The 15,825-nt window shown below is 74.3% G+C and carries 13 protein-coding genes and 1 riboswitch; of the genes, 11 read left to right on the forward strand and 2 right to left on the reverse strand.

Annotation, left to right across the window (positions count from 1 at the left end):
- The 7 genes from ACFVFS_RS09180 to ACFVFS_RS09210 form a co-directional block, all read left to right on the forward strand.
- Nucleotides 1-264 (forward strand): zinc-binding dehydrogenase (locus tag ACFVFS_RS09180; protein WP_380621806.1); only part of this gene is annotated, 264 nt, incomplete at its 5' end.
- A gap of 10 nt (nt 265-274) precedes the next feature.
- The gene (locus ACFVFS_RS09185; protein WP_380621808.1) at nt 275-2,299 is read left to right on the forward strand and encodes a protein meaA; all 2,025 of its coding nucleotides are present in this window, start codon (nt 275-277) and stop codon (nt 2,297-2,299) included.
- A 17-nt stretch (nt 2,300-2,316) separates the two neighbouring features.
- Nucleotides 2,317-3,297 (forward strand): HpcH/HpaI aldolase/citrate lyase family protein, encoded by a 981-nt coding sequence (locus ACFVFS_RS09190; protein WP_380621810.1) that lies wholly within the window; start codon nt 2,317-2,319, stop codon nt 3,295-3,297.
- A 3-nt stretch (nt 3,298-3,300) separates the two neighbouring features.
- A complete protein-coding gene (locus ACFVFS_RS09195; protein ID WP_380621812.1) occupies nt 3,301-3,804 on the forward strand; it encodes a MaoC family dehydratase in 504 nt (167 codons plus the stop codon).
- A gap of 153 nt (nt 3,805-3,957) precedes the next feature.
- Nucleotides 3,958-5,160: an acyl-CoA dehydrogenase family protein gene (locus ACFVFS_RS09200; protein WP_380621814.1), complete on the forward strand. Its 1,203-nt coding sequence runs from the start codon at nt 3,958-3,960 to the stop codon at nt 5,158-5,160.
- 458 nt (nt 5,161-5,618) lie between these two features.
- The gene (locus ACFVFS_RS09205; RefSeq protein ID WP_030398303.1) at nt 5,619-6,311 is read left to right on the forward strand and encodes a phosphatidylserine decarboxylase; all 693 of its coding nucleotides are present in this window, start codon (nt 5,619-5,621) and stop codon (nt 6,309-6,311) included.
- Nucleotides 6,298-7,176 (forward strand): CDP-alcohol phosphatidyltransferase family protein, encoded by an 879-nt coding sequence (locus ACFVFS_RS09210; RefSeq protein ID WP_380621816.1) that lies wholly within the window; start codon nt 6,298-6,300, stop codon nt 7,174-7,176. Before ACFVFS_RS09205 ends, ACFVFS_RS09210 begins: the two co-directional genes overlap by 14 nt.
- A 76-nt stretch (nt 7,177-7,252) precedes the next feature.
- Here ACFVFS_RS09210 and ACFVFS_RS09215 read toward each other — a convergent pair whose 3' ends face one another.
- Both ACFVFS_RS09215 and ACFVFS_RS09220 read right to left on the reverse strand, forming a co-directional pair.
- Nucleotides 7,253-8,578: a hypothetical protein gene (locus tag ACFVFS_RS09215; RefSeq protein WP_380621818.1), complete on the reverse strand. Its 1,326-nt coding sequence runs from the start codon at nt 8,576-8,578 to the stop codon at nt 7,253-7,255.
- A 368-nt stretch (nt 8,579-8,946) separates the two neighbouring features.
- Nucleotides 8,947-10,062: an alpha/beta hydrolase family protein gene (locus ACFVFS_RS09220; protein ID WP_380621820.1), complete on the reverse strand. Its 1,116-nt coding sequence runs from the start codon at nt 10,060-10,062 to the stop codon at nt 8,947-8,949.
- Between the two features lie 219 nt (nt 10,063-10,281).
- Nucleotides 10,282-10,442, forward strand: a riboswitch (cobalamin riboswitch).
- Nucleotides 10,443-10,494: 52 nt separating this feature from the next.
- On the opposite strand from ACFVFS_RS09220, the gene ACFVFS_RS09225 reads away from it, so the two are divergent.
- Genes ACFVFS_RS09225 through cobO form a run of 4 tightly spaced genes read left to right on the forward strand, consistent with a single transcriptional unit; the run spans nt 10,495 to nt 15,811 of the window.
- On the forward strand, nt 10,495-11,481 hold the full coding sequence (locus ACFVFS_RS09225) for a cobalamin biosynthesis protein (protein WP_380621822.1): 987 nt from the start codon (nt 10,495-10,497) through the stop codon (nt 11,479-11,481).
- A complete protein-coding gene (locus ACFVFS_RS09230) occupies nt 11,478-12,992 on the forward strand; it encodes a cobyric acid synthase (protein WP_380621824.1) in 1,515 nt (504 codons plus the stop codon). Before ACFVFS_RS09225 ends, ACFVFS_RS09230 begins: the two co-directional genes overlap by 4 nt.
- Nucleotides 12,989-15,199: a putative cobaltochelatase gene (locus tag ACFVFS_RS09235; RefSeq protein ID WP_380621826.1), complete on the forward strand. Its 2,211-nt coding sequence runs from the start codon at nt 12,989-12,991 to the stop codon at nt 15,197-15,199. The genes ACFVFS_RS09230 and ACFVFS_RS09235 overlap by 4 nt, the downstream gene beginning before the upstream one ends.
- A gap of 6 nt (nt 15,200-15,205) precedes the next feature.
- On the forward strand, nt 15,206-15,811 hold the full coding sequence (cobO, locus tag ACFVFS_RS09240) for a cob(I)yrinic acid a,c-diamide adenosyltransferase (RefSeq protein WP_380621828.1): 606 nt from the start codon (nt 15,206-15,208) through the stop codon (nt 15,809-15,811).
- The last annotated feature ends 14 nt before the right edge of the window (nt 15,812-15,825 follow it).

The following is a 15,825-nucleotide window of genomic DNA, read 5'->3' on the forward strand; positions in this document are numbered from 1 at the left end:
CGCGAGGCCTGGGAGGCCAACCGCCTGGTGGCCAAGGGGAAGATCCACCCCACCGTCTCCAAGGTGTACCCGCTGGAGCAGACCGGCCAGGCCGCGCTGGACGTGCACCACAACAAGCACCAGGGCAAGGTCGGCGTGCTCTGCCTGGCCCCCGAGGAGGGCCTGGGCGTGCGCGACCACGAGCTGCGCGCCCGGCACCTGCCGGCCATCAACCTGTTCCGCGAGCTCGACGAGCGGACCGTCCGATCCAGCCGCGACGTCTGAGGGCCGCCCGATGAGTGATCAGAAGCGCGACCGCCCCTGGCTGATGCGCACCTACGCCGGGCACTCCACGGCCCAGGACTCCAACGCGCTGTACCGGCGGAACCTGGCCAAGGGCCAGACCGGCCTCTCGGTGGCGTTCGACCTGCCGACCCAGACCGGCTACGACTCCGACCACGTCCTCGCCCGCGGCGAGGTCGGCCGGGTCGGCGTGCCGGTCGGCCACGTCGGCGACATGCGGACCCTGTTCGACGGCATCCCGCTCGAACAGACCAACACCTCCATGACCATCAACGCCACCGCGATGTGGCTGCTGGCGCTCTACCAGGTGGTCGCCGAGGAGCAGGGCGCCGACATCGCCAAGCTCACCGGCACCACCCAGAACGACATCGTCAAGGAGTACCTGTCGCGCGGGACGCACGTCTTCCCGCCCGGCCCCTCGGTGCGCCTGATCACCGACATGATCGCCTACACGGTCGGGAACATCCCGAAGTGGAACCCGATCAACATCTGCAGCTACCACCTCCAGGAGGCCGGGGCCACCCCGGTCCAGGAGATCGCCTACGCGATGTGCACGGCGATCGAGGTGCTGGACGCCGTCCGCGACTCCGGCCAGGTGCCGGCCGAGCGGATGGGCGAGGTGGTCGCCCGGATCTCCTTCTTCGTCAACGCCGGCGTGCGATTCGTCGAGGAGATGTGCAAGATGCGGGCCTTCGGCCGGCTCTGGGAGAAGGTCACCCGCGAGCGGTACGGCATCGAGGACCCCAAGCAGCGCCGGTTCCGCTACGGCGTCCAGGTCAACTCGCTCGGCCTGACCGAGGCGCAGCCGGAGAACAACGTCCAGCGGATCGTGCTGGAGATGCTCGCCGTCACCCTCTCCAAGGACGCCCGCGCCCGCGCCGTCCAGCTGCCCGCCTGGAACGAGGCGCTCGGCCTGCCCCGCCCGTGGGACCAGCAGTGGTCGCTGCGGATCCAGCAGGTGCTCGCCTACGAGTCCGACCTGCTGGAGTACGGGGACCTCTTCAACGGCTCCGAGGTGGTCGAGGCCAAGACCGCCGCGCTGCTGGCCGGCGCCGAGGCCGAGATCGCCAAGGTGCTGGAGATGGGCGGGGTCATCCCGGCCGTCGAGTCCGGCTACCTGAAGTCCAACCTGGTCGCCTCGCACGCGGCCCGGCGGGCCCGGATCGAGTCCGGCGAGGACCGGATCGTCGGGGTGAACTGCTTCGACACCACCGAGGAGAGCCCGCTCACGGCCGACCTCGACACCGCGATCATGGTCGTCGACCCGGCCTCCGAGCAGTCGGTGCTGACCGCCCTGGAGGCCTGGCGCGGGCAGCGCGACGAGGCCGCCGCACTGCGCGCCCTGGAGGAGCTCAAGGCCGTCGCCGCCACCGCCGACAACCTCGTGCCGGCCACCCTGGCCTGTGCCCGCGCCGGGGTCACCACCGGCGAGTGGGCCTTCGCCCTGCGCGAGGTGTTCGGCGAGTACCGCGCGCCCACCGGCGTCGGCGGCGCCCCGGTCGCGGTCGCGGCCGAGCCCGGCGGCGAGCTGGCCGCGGTGCGTGAGGCCGTCGCCGCGACCGCCGCCGAGCTGGGCGCCGGCAAGCTGCGCCTGCTGGTCGGCAAGCCCGGTCTGGACGGGCACTCCAACGGGGCCGAGCAGATCGCCGTCCGGGCCCGCGACGCCGGGTTCGAGGTGGTCTACCAGGGCATCCGGCTCACCCCCGAGCAGATCGTCGCGGCCTCCGTCGCCGAGGACGTCCACTGCGTGGGCCTGTCGATCCTCTCCGGCGCCCACTCCGAGCTGGTCCCCGACGTGCTGCACCGGCTGCGCCGGGCCGGGGTGGAGGATGTCCCGGTGATCGTGGGTGGCATCATCCCGGCAGCGGACGGCGAGGCCCTCAGGGCCGCCGGCGTCGCCGCCGTGTTCACCCCGAAGGACTTCGGCATCACGACCATCATCGGCCGGATCGTGGACGAGATCCGGCTGGCCAACAGGCTCCAGCCCTGGACGCCCGCCCCGGCCACGACCAGCTGACCCCGGAAGGAACCACCGTGACGACCCACCCGTCTCCCGCCGCCCCGAACCGCCTGCGCCCGCGCCGCTCCTGCCTCGCCGTCCCCGGCAGCAACCCCCGCTTCCTGGAGAAGGCCCAGGGCCTGCCCGCCGACCAGGTCTTCCTCGACCTGGAGGACGCCTGCGCCCCGCTGGTCAAGGAGAGCGCCCGGCACTCCGTCGTCGACGCCCTGAACAACGGCGACTGGAGCGGCAAGACCCGCGTCGTGCGGGTCAACGACTGGACCACCCACTGGACCTACCGCGACGTGATCACCGTCGTCGAGGGCGCCGGCCCGAACCTCGACTGCATCATGCTGCCCAAGGTCCAGGACGCTGAGCAAGTGAAGGCGCTCGACCTGCTGCTCACCCAGATCGAGAAGACCATGGGCTTCGAGGTCGGCCGGATCGGCATCGAGGCGCAGATCGAGAACGCCAAGGGGCTCATCAACGTCGACGCCATCGCCCAGGCCTCGCCCCGGCTGGAGACCATCATCTTCGGCCCGGCCGACTTCATGGCCTCGATCAACATGAAGTCCCTGGTCGTCGGCGAGCAGCCGCCCGGCTACCCGGCCGACGCCTACCACTACATCCTGATGCGCATCCTGATGGCCGCCCGCGCCCACGACCTCCAGGCGATCGACGGCCCCTACCTCCAGATCCGCAACCAGGAGGGCTACCGCGAGGTGGCCGGCCGCGCCGCCGCGCTGGGCTTCGACGGCAAGTGGGTGCTGCACCCGGACCAGGTCGCCGCCGCCAACGAGATCTTCTCGCCCTCCCAGGAGGACTACGACCACGCCGAGCTGATCCTCGACGCCTACGACTGGTGCACCTCCGAGGCCGGCGGCTTCAAGGGCTCGGCGATGCTCGGCGACGAGATGATCGACGAGGCCAGCCGCAAGATGGCGCTGGTCGTCTCCGGCAAGGGCCGGGCGGCCGGCCTCCAGCGCACCACCAAGTTCGAGATCCCGGAGAGCTGAGCCATGCAGTTCGGACGCACCTACGAGGAGTTCGAGGTCGGCGCGGTGTACAAGCACTGGCCCGGCAAGACGGTCACCGAGTACGACGACCACCTCTTCTGCCTCCTCACCATGAACCACCACCCGCTCCACCTGGACGGCAACTACGCCGAGCGGACCACCGACTTCGGCCGGAACGTCGTGGTGGGCAACTACGTCTACTCGCTGCTGCTCGGAATGTCCGTCCCGGACGTCTCCGGCAAGGCGATCGCCAACCTGGAGATCGAGTCGCTGCGGCACGTCGCGCCGACCTTCCACGGCGACACGATCTACGGCGAGACCACCGTGCTCGACAAGTGGCCGTCCAAGTCCAAGGACGACCGCGGCATCGTGTACGTCGAGACCAAGGGCTACAAGCAGGACGGCACGGTCGTCTGCGTCTTCCGCCGCAAGGTGATGGTGCCGACCGCGACGTACACCGAGGCGCGCGGCGGGGAGCAGCCCGGCCGCCCCACCCCCCTCGGCTGAGTCCTCGGCCCCCCTCGCCCATCGAGCCCCGGACGGGCCGGCCGCCGTCATCGGCCGCAGCCCGACCCGGTTCACGGGGGCTCCGCGGAAGCCACGCCCGCGGAGCCCCCGTCCCCCCTTCCTCTTTCCCCCAGGCATGACAGGAGCCGCACGATGGGACGCCTCGCACAGACCGACGGCCTCACCGAGATCCAGCGGGACATCCTCGCCACCGTGCGCGAGTTCGTCGACAAGGAGATCATCCCGGTCGCGACCGAGCTGGAGCACCGGGACGAGTACCCGGCCGCGATCGTCGAGGGCATGAAGCAGCTCGGCCTCTTCGGCCTGACCATCCCCGAGGAGTACGGCGGCCTCGGCGAGTCGCTGCTCACCTACGCCCTGGTGGTGGAGGAGATCGCCCGCGGCTGGATGTCCGTCTCGGGCATCGTCAACACCCACTTCATCGTCGCGCACATGATCAACGCGCACGGCACCCAGGAGCAGAAGGAGCACTTCCTGCCGAGGATGGCGGCCGGCGAGATCCGCGGCGCCTTCTCGATGTCCGAGCCGGGCCTGGGCTCCGACGTCGCCGCGATCAGCACCAAGGGCGTCAAGGACGGCGACTCCTACGTCCTCAACGGCCAGAAGATGTGGCTGACCAACGGCGGCACCTCCACCCTGGTCGCGGTGCTGTGCAAGACCGACGAGGGCGGCTCCACCCCCTACAAGAACATGACCACCTTCCTGATCGAGAAGACGCCGGGCTTCGGACCGAACCCGACCGTCCCCGGCCTCACCGTGCCCGGCAAGATCGAGAAGATGGGCTACAAGGGCGTCGACACCACCGAGCTGGTCCTCCAGGACGTCCGCGTCCCGGCCGACCGGGTCCTCGGCGGGGTCCCCGGCCGCGGCTTCTACCAGATGATGGACGGCGTCGAGGTCGGCCGCGTCAACGTGGCCGCGCGCGGCTGCGGCGTCGCCCGCCGGGCCTTCGAGCTGGGCATCGCCTACGCCCAGCAGCGCACCACCTTCGGCAAGAGGATCGCGGAGCACCAGGCGATCCAGTTCAAGCTCGCCGAGATGGCCACCAAGGTCGAGGCCGCCCACCAGATGATGGTCATGGCCGCCCGGAAGAAGGACGGCGGCGAGCGCAACGACCTGGAGGCGGGCATGGCCAAGTACCTCGCCTCCGAGTACTGCAAGGAGGTCGTCGAGGACTCCTTCCGGATCCACGGCGGCTACGGCTTCTCCAAGGAGTACGAGATCGAGCGGCTCTACCGGGAGGCCCCGATGCTGCTGATCGGTGAAGGTACTGCGGAGATCCAGAAGATGATCGTCGGGCGCCGCCTGCTGGAGGAGTACCGCATCGCGGAGTGATCCGCCGGCCCCGGAAGCCGCCGGTCGACGGGCGTGCGGGCCCGTCCCGGCACCGTGCCGTGCCCCGACCCGCCGGCCTGGTCCGCCCCGGGTCCGGCACGGCCCACCGAAGCGGCCGTAGGGCGTGCAGCTGCTGTCACGCGCCCTGCGGCCGCTTCGGCATCCCCTCGACCGGCCCTTGACCTGCCCTCGGCGGACCGCCCCGGACGGCCGTACGGGCACTGTTGAGACATGAGTCACCAGCTTCGCCCGGTCCCTTGGGAACCGGAGCGGGGCGAGCTACGGTCGTAGAGAAGGGGGCGCGACCGCGCCTCCGGCAGGTCACAGGACGAGCAGGCGGGTTGCCCACCCACCGTCTGCTCCCGATAGCATCCACCGGGACAGCAGACGTCCCCTCTTACCCGATCCCGCGGTGGCCCCCGTCCAGCGGCCATGATCCCCCGCGACAAAGGTCTTCGATGCCCATCAGCCCGTCCCCTCACACCTCCGTCACGGACCGCGATGCCCTCGCAGCCACGACGGCCGGTCGGCGACCCCGCGTGACCATCGCGCGCGGAGCCACCCCCTGGTTCGTCCCCACCCTCGCCACGGCCGCCGTGACCACCGCCCTCACCCGGCGCAGTGGCAAGTGGGCCCTGGCTGCGGTACCCGCCTGTGCGCTCGGCGCCGGCATGCTGTGGTTCTTCCGCGACCCCGAGCGTGAGATCGGCACGGGCAGAGTGATCTCCCCCGCCGACGGCGTGGTCCAGAGCATCGACGCGTGGCCGGACGGCCGGACCCGTGTGGCGATCTTCATGAGTCCGCTCAACGTCCACGTGAACCGGGCCCCGCTGCCCGGCACCGTGACCTCCGTCGAGCACGTGCCCGGTGGCTTCGTGCCGGCGTTCAACAAGGACAGCGACCAGAACGAGCGGGTCGTCTGGCACTTCGACACCGAGCTCGGCGACATCGAGATGGTGCAGATCGCGGGCGCCGTGGCGCGCCGCATCGTGCCGTACGTGGACGCCGGTACCAAGGTCGAGCAGGGCGAGCGGATCGGTCTGATCCGGTTCGGGTCCCGGGTCGACACCTACCTGCCGGCCGGCGTCGAGGTCGGCGTCGAGGTCGGCCAGAAGACCACCGCCGGGGTGACGCGCCTTGACCGTGACTGATCCTGAGACGATCGTCGGCCTGGAGGACGAGGAGACGGCCCTGCGCCGCCGCCGCTGGGCCCGCGACCGCGAGCTGCGCGCGCCGCGTTCGCCGCAGCACCTGTCCACCGCCGACTTCCTGACCCTGGGGAACGCCGTCTGCGGCTTCCTGGCGATCTACTCGATCACCACCGGGGTGCTCGTCCCGCACATCACCAACCCGGACGCCGCGCCGGACAAGCACAGCGCCGCCACCGCGGTGACGCTGCTGCTGATCGGCTCGATGTGCGACCTGTTCGACGGACTGGTGGCACGCAAGCTGCGCTCCTCCGCGCTCGGGGCCGAGCTCGACAACCTGGCCGACCTGATCAGCTTCGGCATCGCGCCGGCCTACTTCGTCGCGGTCTGGGGCATGGTCTCGCCCGGCTCCAACAGCCGCCTTTCGGCCCTGATCGCGCTGACCGTGCTGCTCGCGGTGGTCCTGCGGCTCGCCCGCTTCTCCGCCGTGAAGATGCGGCCCGGGGTCTTCCAGGGCATGCCCTGCCCGATGGGCGCCATGACGGTGATCGCCATCGTGCTGCTCGACCCGCCGTTCCTGCCCGGTCTGCTCGCCATCTTCGGCGCGGCGTACCTGATGGTCAGCCGGATCGAGTACCCCAAGCCGCAGGGCCTGCTGGCCACCGCGACGCTCTGCTGGATCGTCGTCTCGATCGGCTGCCTGGCGGCCTGGGCGACCGGCCTGCCGGGCGGCGACAACCTGCTGCACATCGGCGCGTTCGCGCAGATCGCGCTCGCCGCGATGGCGCCGCTGCTGGTCATCCGCCGCAAGGTGGGCCAGAAGGTCGGCGACGTCCGGGCCCGCCGCGCGGAGTCGCGGATCGGCTGACGCCCCTCCCGGGCATGCGGAAGGGCCCGGCTCCCCTCGGGGGGCCGGGCCCTTCCGCATGTGCGCTCCGGCCCGGCTACGCGCCGCCGCGGTGGACGCTGAAGGCCGAGCGGCGGGCCGCCCGGGCCACGCCCGGGTCCGGGTGCACGCCGGAGACGGCGGTCAGCACCGAGGCCGCACGCGGGTGCCCGGACTGCCGGGCCCGGGCGAACAGCCGCACCGGGTCGCCGGCCGAGGCGCCCTCGACGTGGCCGACCAGCAGTTCCGTTTCCCCGTGGTCGAGCACGGCCGCGGCGGTGTCCACCCAGAGCCAGGCGGCGTCCTCCGCGCCCAGCACATCGGCCGGGGAGACCCCCTCGTCCGAGCGCTCGGCCAGCCAGAGCAGCGCGTAGGGGCGCAGCACCGGCTCGTCGACGGCGGCCCGGACGGCCTGCTCGGCGGTCACGCCGGCCACCCGCAGCGCCTCGAAGGCCAGGCCGCGCACCAGGGCGTCCTCGCCCTGCGCGGCCTCCAGCAGCTCGGCCACCGCCCGGTCGGCCGGGCGGGCGGCCAGCCAGGCCCGGTACTCGGCGCGGGCCGGGCCGGGCGAGTAGTCGGCGCAGGCGCTCAGCAGCTCCAGCGCGCTCTGCTCGATGTGGCCGGCGGCGGTCTGCGCGACGGTGCAGATCTCCTCCAGCTTGGCCCGCACCGCCCAGTTCCCGAGCGGGGAGAGCTCGGCCGCGTTGTCCCGGCGCGCCAGCGCGCCGACGGCGGCCAGGCCGTCCAGCATCCAGTCCAGGACGGCGGCGACGTCGGCCGGCGAGGCCGGGGTGTCGATCTGCGGCTCGCGGCAGGTGCCGCGGACCGCGGAGACCGCGGAGGCCGCGTGCGGGACGGGCGAGAGGCCGAAGGCGCCCTCGCCGCCGCCGACCCGGCGCTCGTCCAGGCCGCGCCGGAGCAGCTCCAGCAGCTCGACGTCGGCCACCGGGCCGTCCACCAGGTGGAGGAAGGAGAGCAGCTGCGGCGCCTGGTCGACGGCCTGCCCGGCGAGCACCGCGAAGACGCCCCGCAGAGCGGCGGGCGGGACCGGGGCGAGCAGCGTCCAGGCGTCGAACAGCGCCGACCAGCCGCGGACCACCGCCTCGTCGTCGTGCTCCCAGGCGTGCAGGCGCCAGCCGGGGCCGGCGCCGCCGTCCCTGGCCTCGACCAGGCCGACCAGCAGGGCCTGGCCCCACGCCTTGGCGGCGGCGCCCACCGTCATGGCGAGCGCGAGGCCGGCGGCGCGGGCGTCGTCGGGGAGCAGCTCGCCGCGCTTGTCGACCTCGTCGAGCTCGCCGGCCCAACGGGCGATCCGGACGGCGTCGACCAGCATGCGGCGGGCCAGCGGGGCGAGCTCGGCAGGAGCGGGGAAGCCCTCCGGCACGGGGACCCGGCCACGTCCGGGTGCGGGGGCGGGGCCTCGTCGGCGGGGTACGCCCGGGGCCCCCGGCCTCGCGCCGGCGGGGCGGTGGGCCGTTCCGGGGAGACGGGTCACCGTCGCACCGGTACCGATCGTCGGCGGGAGCGGGGCATCACGGTCGCGCGGATTCCGAGACGTCACGTCGAGCAGTCTTCCCCTTGTACCGGCCATCTGTCACATCCGGTTGTCCGCGCGGGGCGGGAGGGGGGCGTGGGGGCTCGACAAGATCGGGCAACAGAGGCCAAACCGACTGGCTTGATCTCTATGGCGAGTCCATGCCAGACGGAACCGGTGTGCCGCGGAATTCCGCGCGAGGGGGGGCTGGAAGGCGATCAGCAGAACGGAGTGAGCCAGCGGCGGAGGGTCTCGGCGTAGCGGTCCGGGGCGGTGTTCCACAGGGCCGCGTGGTCACCGCCGGGGAAGGCCTGGAGGTTGACGACGTCCGGGCGGCGGTCGGCGAGGCGCCGGGCGGCGGCGAACGGGGCCACCGGGTCGTCGGGCCCGTGCAGCACCAGGGTGGGCACCCGCAGGTCGGTGCCCTCGGCGAGGCGGGCGAAGTCGGCCAGATCCACGCCGGTGCGGCCCTGGGCGGCGAGCGCGCCGAGTTCGGCGCTCGCGCCCCGGAAGCCGGACCGGGCGGCGCCCCGGCGGGCGGTGGCCGGCCAGTCCAGCACCGGGGAGTCCAGGACCAGACTGCTGATCGAGGAGGCGAGGTCCGAGCGGGCGGCGGTGTGCAGGGCCATCGTGGCGCCGAGCGACCACCCGTAGAGGACGACCCGGCCCGCGCCGCCCTCCAGGGCGGTGCGCACCGCGGCCTCGACGTCCCGCCACTCCGTCTCGCCGAAGTGGCCGAGGCCGTCCGGGGACGGGGGCGCGCCGGCGTCCCCGCGGTAGGTGACGGCGAGCGCGGGCAGGCCGAGGCGCCGCAGCTCGGGAAGGACCGGCAGGACCTGCCCGCGGTCGGCGTCGGGCCCGTGCACCAGGACCACCCAGGTGCCGCGCTTGCCGTCCAGCCGCCAGGCGGGCATCGCGCCCAGCTCGCCCTCGACGGCCGTCTCGGCGAACGGCAGGCCGAGCGCCGAGGCCGGGTCGCCGAGGTGCACCCGGGGGGTGAAGCGGACCTCGGTCCCGGGGGTGAGGGTGCCGCGGTCGGCGCGCACCAGGCGGCGGGTGACGCCCTGGTCGTCGCGGCGCAGGACCTCCTCGACCACCGCGTGGCCGTCCTCGCCCCACTCGACGGCCCAGCGGCCCGGGCGCTCGCTCACCGCGGTGCGGGTGAAGGCGACCTGCCCCGCGCCGAGGCCGCGGACGACGACCGGGCCGGTCCAGTCGCGGGCGTCCCCGGTCGGACGGACCATCCGCTCGGACGCCTTGCGGCCGATCAGCAGGACGGCGGCCCCGGTGCCGACGGCGGCGGCCGCCACGGTGGCCGCGATTCCCCAACGCATACTCGCTCCCCGGTGCTCGGTCTCTGGCTGCTTCGGGGTCTGGCCGCTCGGTGTTCCGGACCCACCCCTCAGTCCACTCGCGCGGACGGGGGGAAGCCAGTAGGACACGGCCGTACGGGTTGTTCCGGGAGGAAGGTCACACCGGCGGGACGGGACGGCGCGGCATGTGACCAACGCCCCGGACGGCGTCGGTTGACTCCCGGTTCGGGCCCGTGATGGGATCCTTCAGCCATACGGAGGCATGCAGAGGAAGCCGGTGCGAGTCCGGCGCGGTCCCGCCACTGTCACCGGGGAGCACGACCGGAACACGCCACGGCGGGCCGTCAGAAGCCGCTGGAAGGCCCGGATCGCGCGTCCGACCCGGAAGCCAGGAGACTCTCGCCCCCCGTTCGTCGATCCAGGGCGCGGACCCTGAGTGAGGACACGCACGCGATGCTGCGCCCTGCCGTGCGCCCGCCGAGCCGGGCCGTCGCCTTCGGCGCGGGCGCCGTCGCCGGCTACCTGGCCGACGCCCGCTTCGGCGACCCGCGCCGCGGCCACCCGGTGGCCGGCTTCGGCTCCGCCGCCGCCCGGCTGGAGCGCCTGCTGTGGCGCGACCACCGCGCCGCCGGCGCCGCCTTCACCGCCCTCGCCGTGGGCACCGTCGCGGCCGGCGCGCTGGCCGCCGACCGGCTGCTGGCCCGCCGTCCGCTCGGCCGGGCCGCCCTCGCCGCCGCCGCGACCTGGACGGTGCTCGGCGGCACCTCGCTGACCCGGGAGGCCCGCACCATCGGCGGTTCGCTCGCGGCGGGCGATCTGACGGCGGCCCGGGAACGGCTGCCGCACCTGTGCGGACGCGACCCGAGCGCGCTGGACGAGCGGCAGCTGGCCCGCGCCGTCGTCGAGTCGGTGGCCGAGAACACCGCCGACGCCGTGGTCAACGCCCTGGTCTGGGGCGGCCTGGCGGGCACGCCCGGCCTGCTGGCGTTCCGCGCGGTGAACACCCTGGACGCGATGGTCGGTCACCGCTCGCCCCGCTACGCCCGGTTCGGCTGGGCCTCGGCGCGGCTGGACGACGTCGCGGGCTGGCCGGGCGCGCGGCTGACCGCGCTGCTGACGGTGGCCGCCGCCGCCGAGCCGCGCACCGCCTGGCGGATCTGGCGCCGCGACGGCTCCGCCCACCCCAGCCCGAACGCCGGCCAGGCCGAGTCGGCCTTCGCGGGCGCGGTGGGCGTGCGGCTCGGCGGGACGCTGCGGTACGGCGAGCGGGTGGAGCACCGGCCCGAGCTGGGCGGGGAGCTGCGACCGGTGCGCGTGGACGACATCGAGCGGGCCTGTGTGCTCTCCCGGCGGGTGAGCGCGCTGGCCCTGGGTACGACGGTCGCCGGGCACCTGCTGCTCCGGGCGGCCCTGGTGAGGAAGCGGAGGAGTGGGTCATGAGCAAGGCGCTGCTGGTCGCCGGGACGACCTCGGACGCCGGCAAGAGCGTGGTCACCGCGGGCATCTGCCGCTGGCTGGCCCGGCAGGGTGTCGCGGTCGCGCCGTTCAAGGCGCAGAACATGTCGCTGAACTCCTTCGTCACCGCCGACGGCGCCGAGATCGGCCGCGCGCAGGCGATGCAGGCGCAGGCCGCCCGGGTGGAGCCGGAGGCGGCGATGAACCCGGTGCTGCTCAAGCCCGGCGCGGACGGCCGCAGCCAGGTGGTGCTGCTGGGCCGCCCGGTCGCCGAGGTCGGCGCGCTGGACTACCGCGAGCGCAAGCCGGTGCTGCTGGAACGCGCCCTGGAGTGCCTGGCGGACCTGCGCGGCCGCTTCGACGTGGTGGTCTGCGAGGGCGCGGGATCGCCCGCCGAGATCAACCTGCGCGACCGCGACATCGCCAACATGGGCCTGGCCACCGCCGCCGGACTGCCGGTCGTGGTGGTCGGGGACATCGACCGCGGCGGCGTGTTCGCGGCGATGTACGGGACGCTGGCGCTGCTGTCGGCGGAGGACCAGCGGCACGTGGCGGGCTGGTTCGTCAACAAGTTCCGCGGCGACGCGCGGCTGCTCGCGCCGGGCCTGGAGATGCTGCGCGAGCTGACCGGCCGCCCGGTGCTCGGCACCCTGCCGATGCTGCCGGACCTCTGGCTGGACGCCGAGGACTCGCTCGACCTGTCCACCGTCGTCGACCGGACCGCGGCGCGCGGCCCGTTCGGCGCGGACGTGCTGCGGGTGGCCGTGCTGCGCTTCCCCCGGCTGTCCAACTTCACCGACCTGGACGCGCTCGCCCAGGAGCCCGGCGTGCTGGTCCGCTGGGCCACCCGGCCGGAGGAGCTGGCCGACGCCGACCTCGTCGTGCTGCCCGGCACCCGGGCCACCGTCGCGGACCTCGCCTGGCTGCGCGAGCGCGGCCTGGAACCGGTGCTGAAGGCGCGGGCGGCGGCCGGGCGGCCGCTGCTCGGCGTCTGCGGCGGCTACCAGATGCTGGCCCGCTCGATCGTGGACGAGGTCGAGTCGAAGGCGGGCGCGGTGGACGGGCTCGGGCTGTTGCCGACCCGGGTGCGGTTCGGCGCCGCGAAGGTGCTCGGCCGGCCGGTCGGCGAGGCCTACGGCGAGCGGGTCGAGGGGTACGAGATCCACCACGGCGTGGTGGCCGTCGAGGGCGGGGAACCGTTCCTGGACGGCTGCCGGGTGGGCCAGGTGTGGGGGACCACCTGGCACGGCGCGCTGGAGAACGACGGCTTCCGGCGCGCGCTGCTGCGCGAGGTCGCGCAGGCCGCCGGGCGGGCGTTCGTGCCCGCGCCGGACACCTCGTTCGCCGCCGCGCGGGAGGCCCGGCTGGACCGGCTGGGCGCGCTGATCGAGGAGCACGCGGACACCGACGCGTTGTGGAAGCTGATCGAGGGCGGGGTGCCGGCGGCCGGATCGCTGCCGTTCCTGGCGCCCGGAGCCCCTGGGGAGCATGCATGAGTGACGTCCGATACCCGTTCACGGCCATCGTGGGCATGGCCGACCTGCGGCTCGGCCTGCTGCTGAACGCCGTCTCGCCCGCGGTCGGCGGGGTGCTGGTGCGCGGCGAGAAGGGCACCGCCAAGTCGACCATGGTGCGCGCGCTGGCCGGGCTGCTGCCGTCCATCGCGACCGTCGACGGCTGCCGCTTCGCCTGCGACCCGGCGGCGCCGGACCCGCAGTGCCCGGACGGCGCGCACGACGGCGGGACGGCCTCGCGGCGCCCGGCCGAGCTGGTCGAGCTGCCGGTCGGCGTGTCCGAGGACCGGATCGTCGGCTCGCTGGACCTGGAGCGGGCGCTCGCCGAGGGCGTCAAGGCGTACGAGCCGGGCCTGCTCGCCCGGGCGCACCGCGGCGTGCTCTACATCGACGAGGTCAACCTGCTCCAGGACCACGTGGTGGACCTGCTGCTGGACGCCGCCGCGATGGGCCGCTCCTACGTCGAGCGCGAGGGCGTGTCGGTGCGGCACGCGGCGCGCTTCCTGCTGGTCGGCACGATGAACCCGGAGGAGGGCGAGCTGCGGCCGCAGCTGCTCGACCGGTTCGGCCTGACGGTGGAGATCGCCGCGACCCGGGAGCCCGCGGAGCGCGCCGAGGTGGTGCGCCGCCGGCTCGGCTACGACGCCGACCCGGCCGCGTTCGCCGCCCGCTTCGCCGCGGACGAGCGGGCGCTGGCGGCCCGGATCACCGCCGCGCGCGAGCTGCTGCCGCAGGTGGAGCTGACCGACACGGCGCTGCGCCAGATCACCGCCGTCTGCGCGGCGTTCGAGGTGGACGGGCTGCGTGCGGACATCGTGATGGCGCGCACCGCCGTCGCGCTGGCCGCCTGGGCCGGGCGCACCGAGGTGCTGGCGGAGGACGTCCGCAAGGCCGCCCAGCTGGCGCTGCCGCACCGCCGCCGGCGCAACCCGTTCGACGCGCCCGGGCTGGACGAGGAGCAGTTGGACCGGGTGCTGGAGGAGCAGGCCCGGCAGGAGCCCGAGCCGGAGCCCGAGCCTTCGGCGGCCGGGGAGTCGCAGGACGGCCCGGACCCGGACGACGACCCGGACGGGCCGGACGGCGGCGGTCCGCAGGACGGCGGCCCCGACGGCGGCGGGGGCGGCGGCGCGCCGGAGCCCTCCGGTCCGGACGGCCCGCCCGTGGAGGCGGCGGACCCGGCCCCCGGGGAGGGCCCCGGGGAGGACGCCGCCCCGCAGCCCGTCCCGGCCCAGCACCCCTCCCCCGCGCGGGAGTCGGCGCCGGTCGCGGCCGGCGACCCGTACCGCACCCGGCTGTTCGCGGTGGACGGCACCGGGCGCGGCGCCCAGGGCCGCCGCTCCCCCGCCGAGACCGACGGCGGCCACACCGTCCGGGCCCGCCGCCCGCGCGGCCGGCTCGCCCGGCTGCACCTGAGCGCCACCCTGCGCGCCGCCGCTCCGCACCAGGTGGCGCGCGGGCGGTCCTCGCGCGCGCTGGTGCTGCACAAGGACGACTTCCGCGAGCAGGTGCGCCAGGGGCGGGAGTCCAACCTGGTGCTGTTCGTGGTGGACGCCTCCGGTTCGATGGCGGCCCGGCAGCGGATGACCGCCGTCAAGGGCGCGGTGCTGTCGCTGCTGATGGACGCCTACCAGCGCCGCGACAAGATCGGCATGATCACCTTCCGGGGCGCCTCGGCCGAGCTGGCGCTGCCGCCCACCTCCTCGGTGGAGGTCGGCGCGGCCCGGCTGGAGTCGCTGCCCACCGGCGGGCGCACCCCGCTGGCGGCCGGGCTGCTGCGGGCCCACGAGGTGCTGCGGGTCGAGCGGCTGCGCGACCCGGACCGCCGGCCGCTGGTGGTCGTGGTGACCGACGGCCGGGCCACCGGCGGCCGGAACGCCGTCGCCGAGTCGCACCGGGCGGCCGGGCTGCTGGCCGCGCAGGGCGTGGCGAGCGTGGTGCTGGACTGCGAGTCCGGCCCGGTCCGGCTCGGCCTGGCCGGCGCCCTGGCGGCACGGCTGCGCGCCGCCTCCGTGACCCTGGACGAGCTGCGCGCCGACGGCGTCGCCTCGCTCGTCCGCGAGAGCCGTCCGACCGGGACCAACCGTCCGGGCGGCACGAACCGTCCGAGCGCCACGAGCCGGCAGAGCAGCACGAACCAGCCGAGCAGCACGAACCGTCCGAGCACCACCGCATCGCGAAAGGCGGCCTGAGCCGACATGCCCAAGGGTGTCCCCGAGAGCGTCCCCGAGGACGGCCTGACGACCCGTCAGCGCCGTACCCTGCCGATCACCGCCGTCCACACCGGCCCCGGCAAGGGAAAGTCCACCGCCGCGTTCGGCATGGCGCTGCGCGCCTGGAACCAGGGCTGGCCGGTCGGGGTGTTCCAGTTCGTGAAGTCCGCCAAGTGGAAGGTCGGCGAGGAGAACGCCCTGCGGGTGCTCGGCGCCTCCGGCGAGGGCGGCACCGTCGACTGGCACAAGATGGGCTCCGGCTGGTCCTGGATCCAGCGCTCCAGCGCGATGGAGCTGGACAGCGAGGCGGCGGCCAAGGAGGGCTGGGAGCAGGTCAAGCGCGATCTGGCCGCCGAGACCTACCGCTTCTACGTGCTGGACGAGTTCACCTACCCGATGCACTGGGGCTGGATCGACCCGGCGGAGGTGGTGGCCGTGCTCAAGGACCGCCCGGGCAGCCAGCACGTCGTCATCACCGGCCGGTACGCGCCGGAGGCGCTGACCGACTTCGCCGACCTGGTCACCGAGATGACCAAGGTCAAGCACCCGATGGACGCCGGCCGCAAGGGCCAGCGCGGCATCGAGTGGTAGCGGTCCCGAGCTAC

The sequence above is a fragment of the Kitasatospora sp. NPDC057692 genome, assembly GCF_042799475.1.
Lineage (GTDB): Bacteria > Actinomycetota > Actinomycetes > Streptomycetales > Streptomycetaceae > Kitasatospora.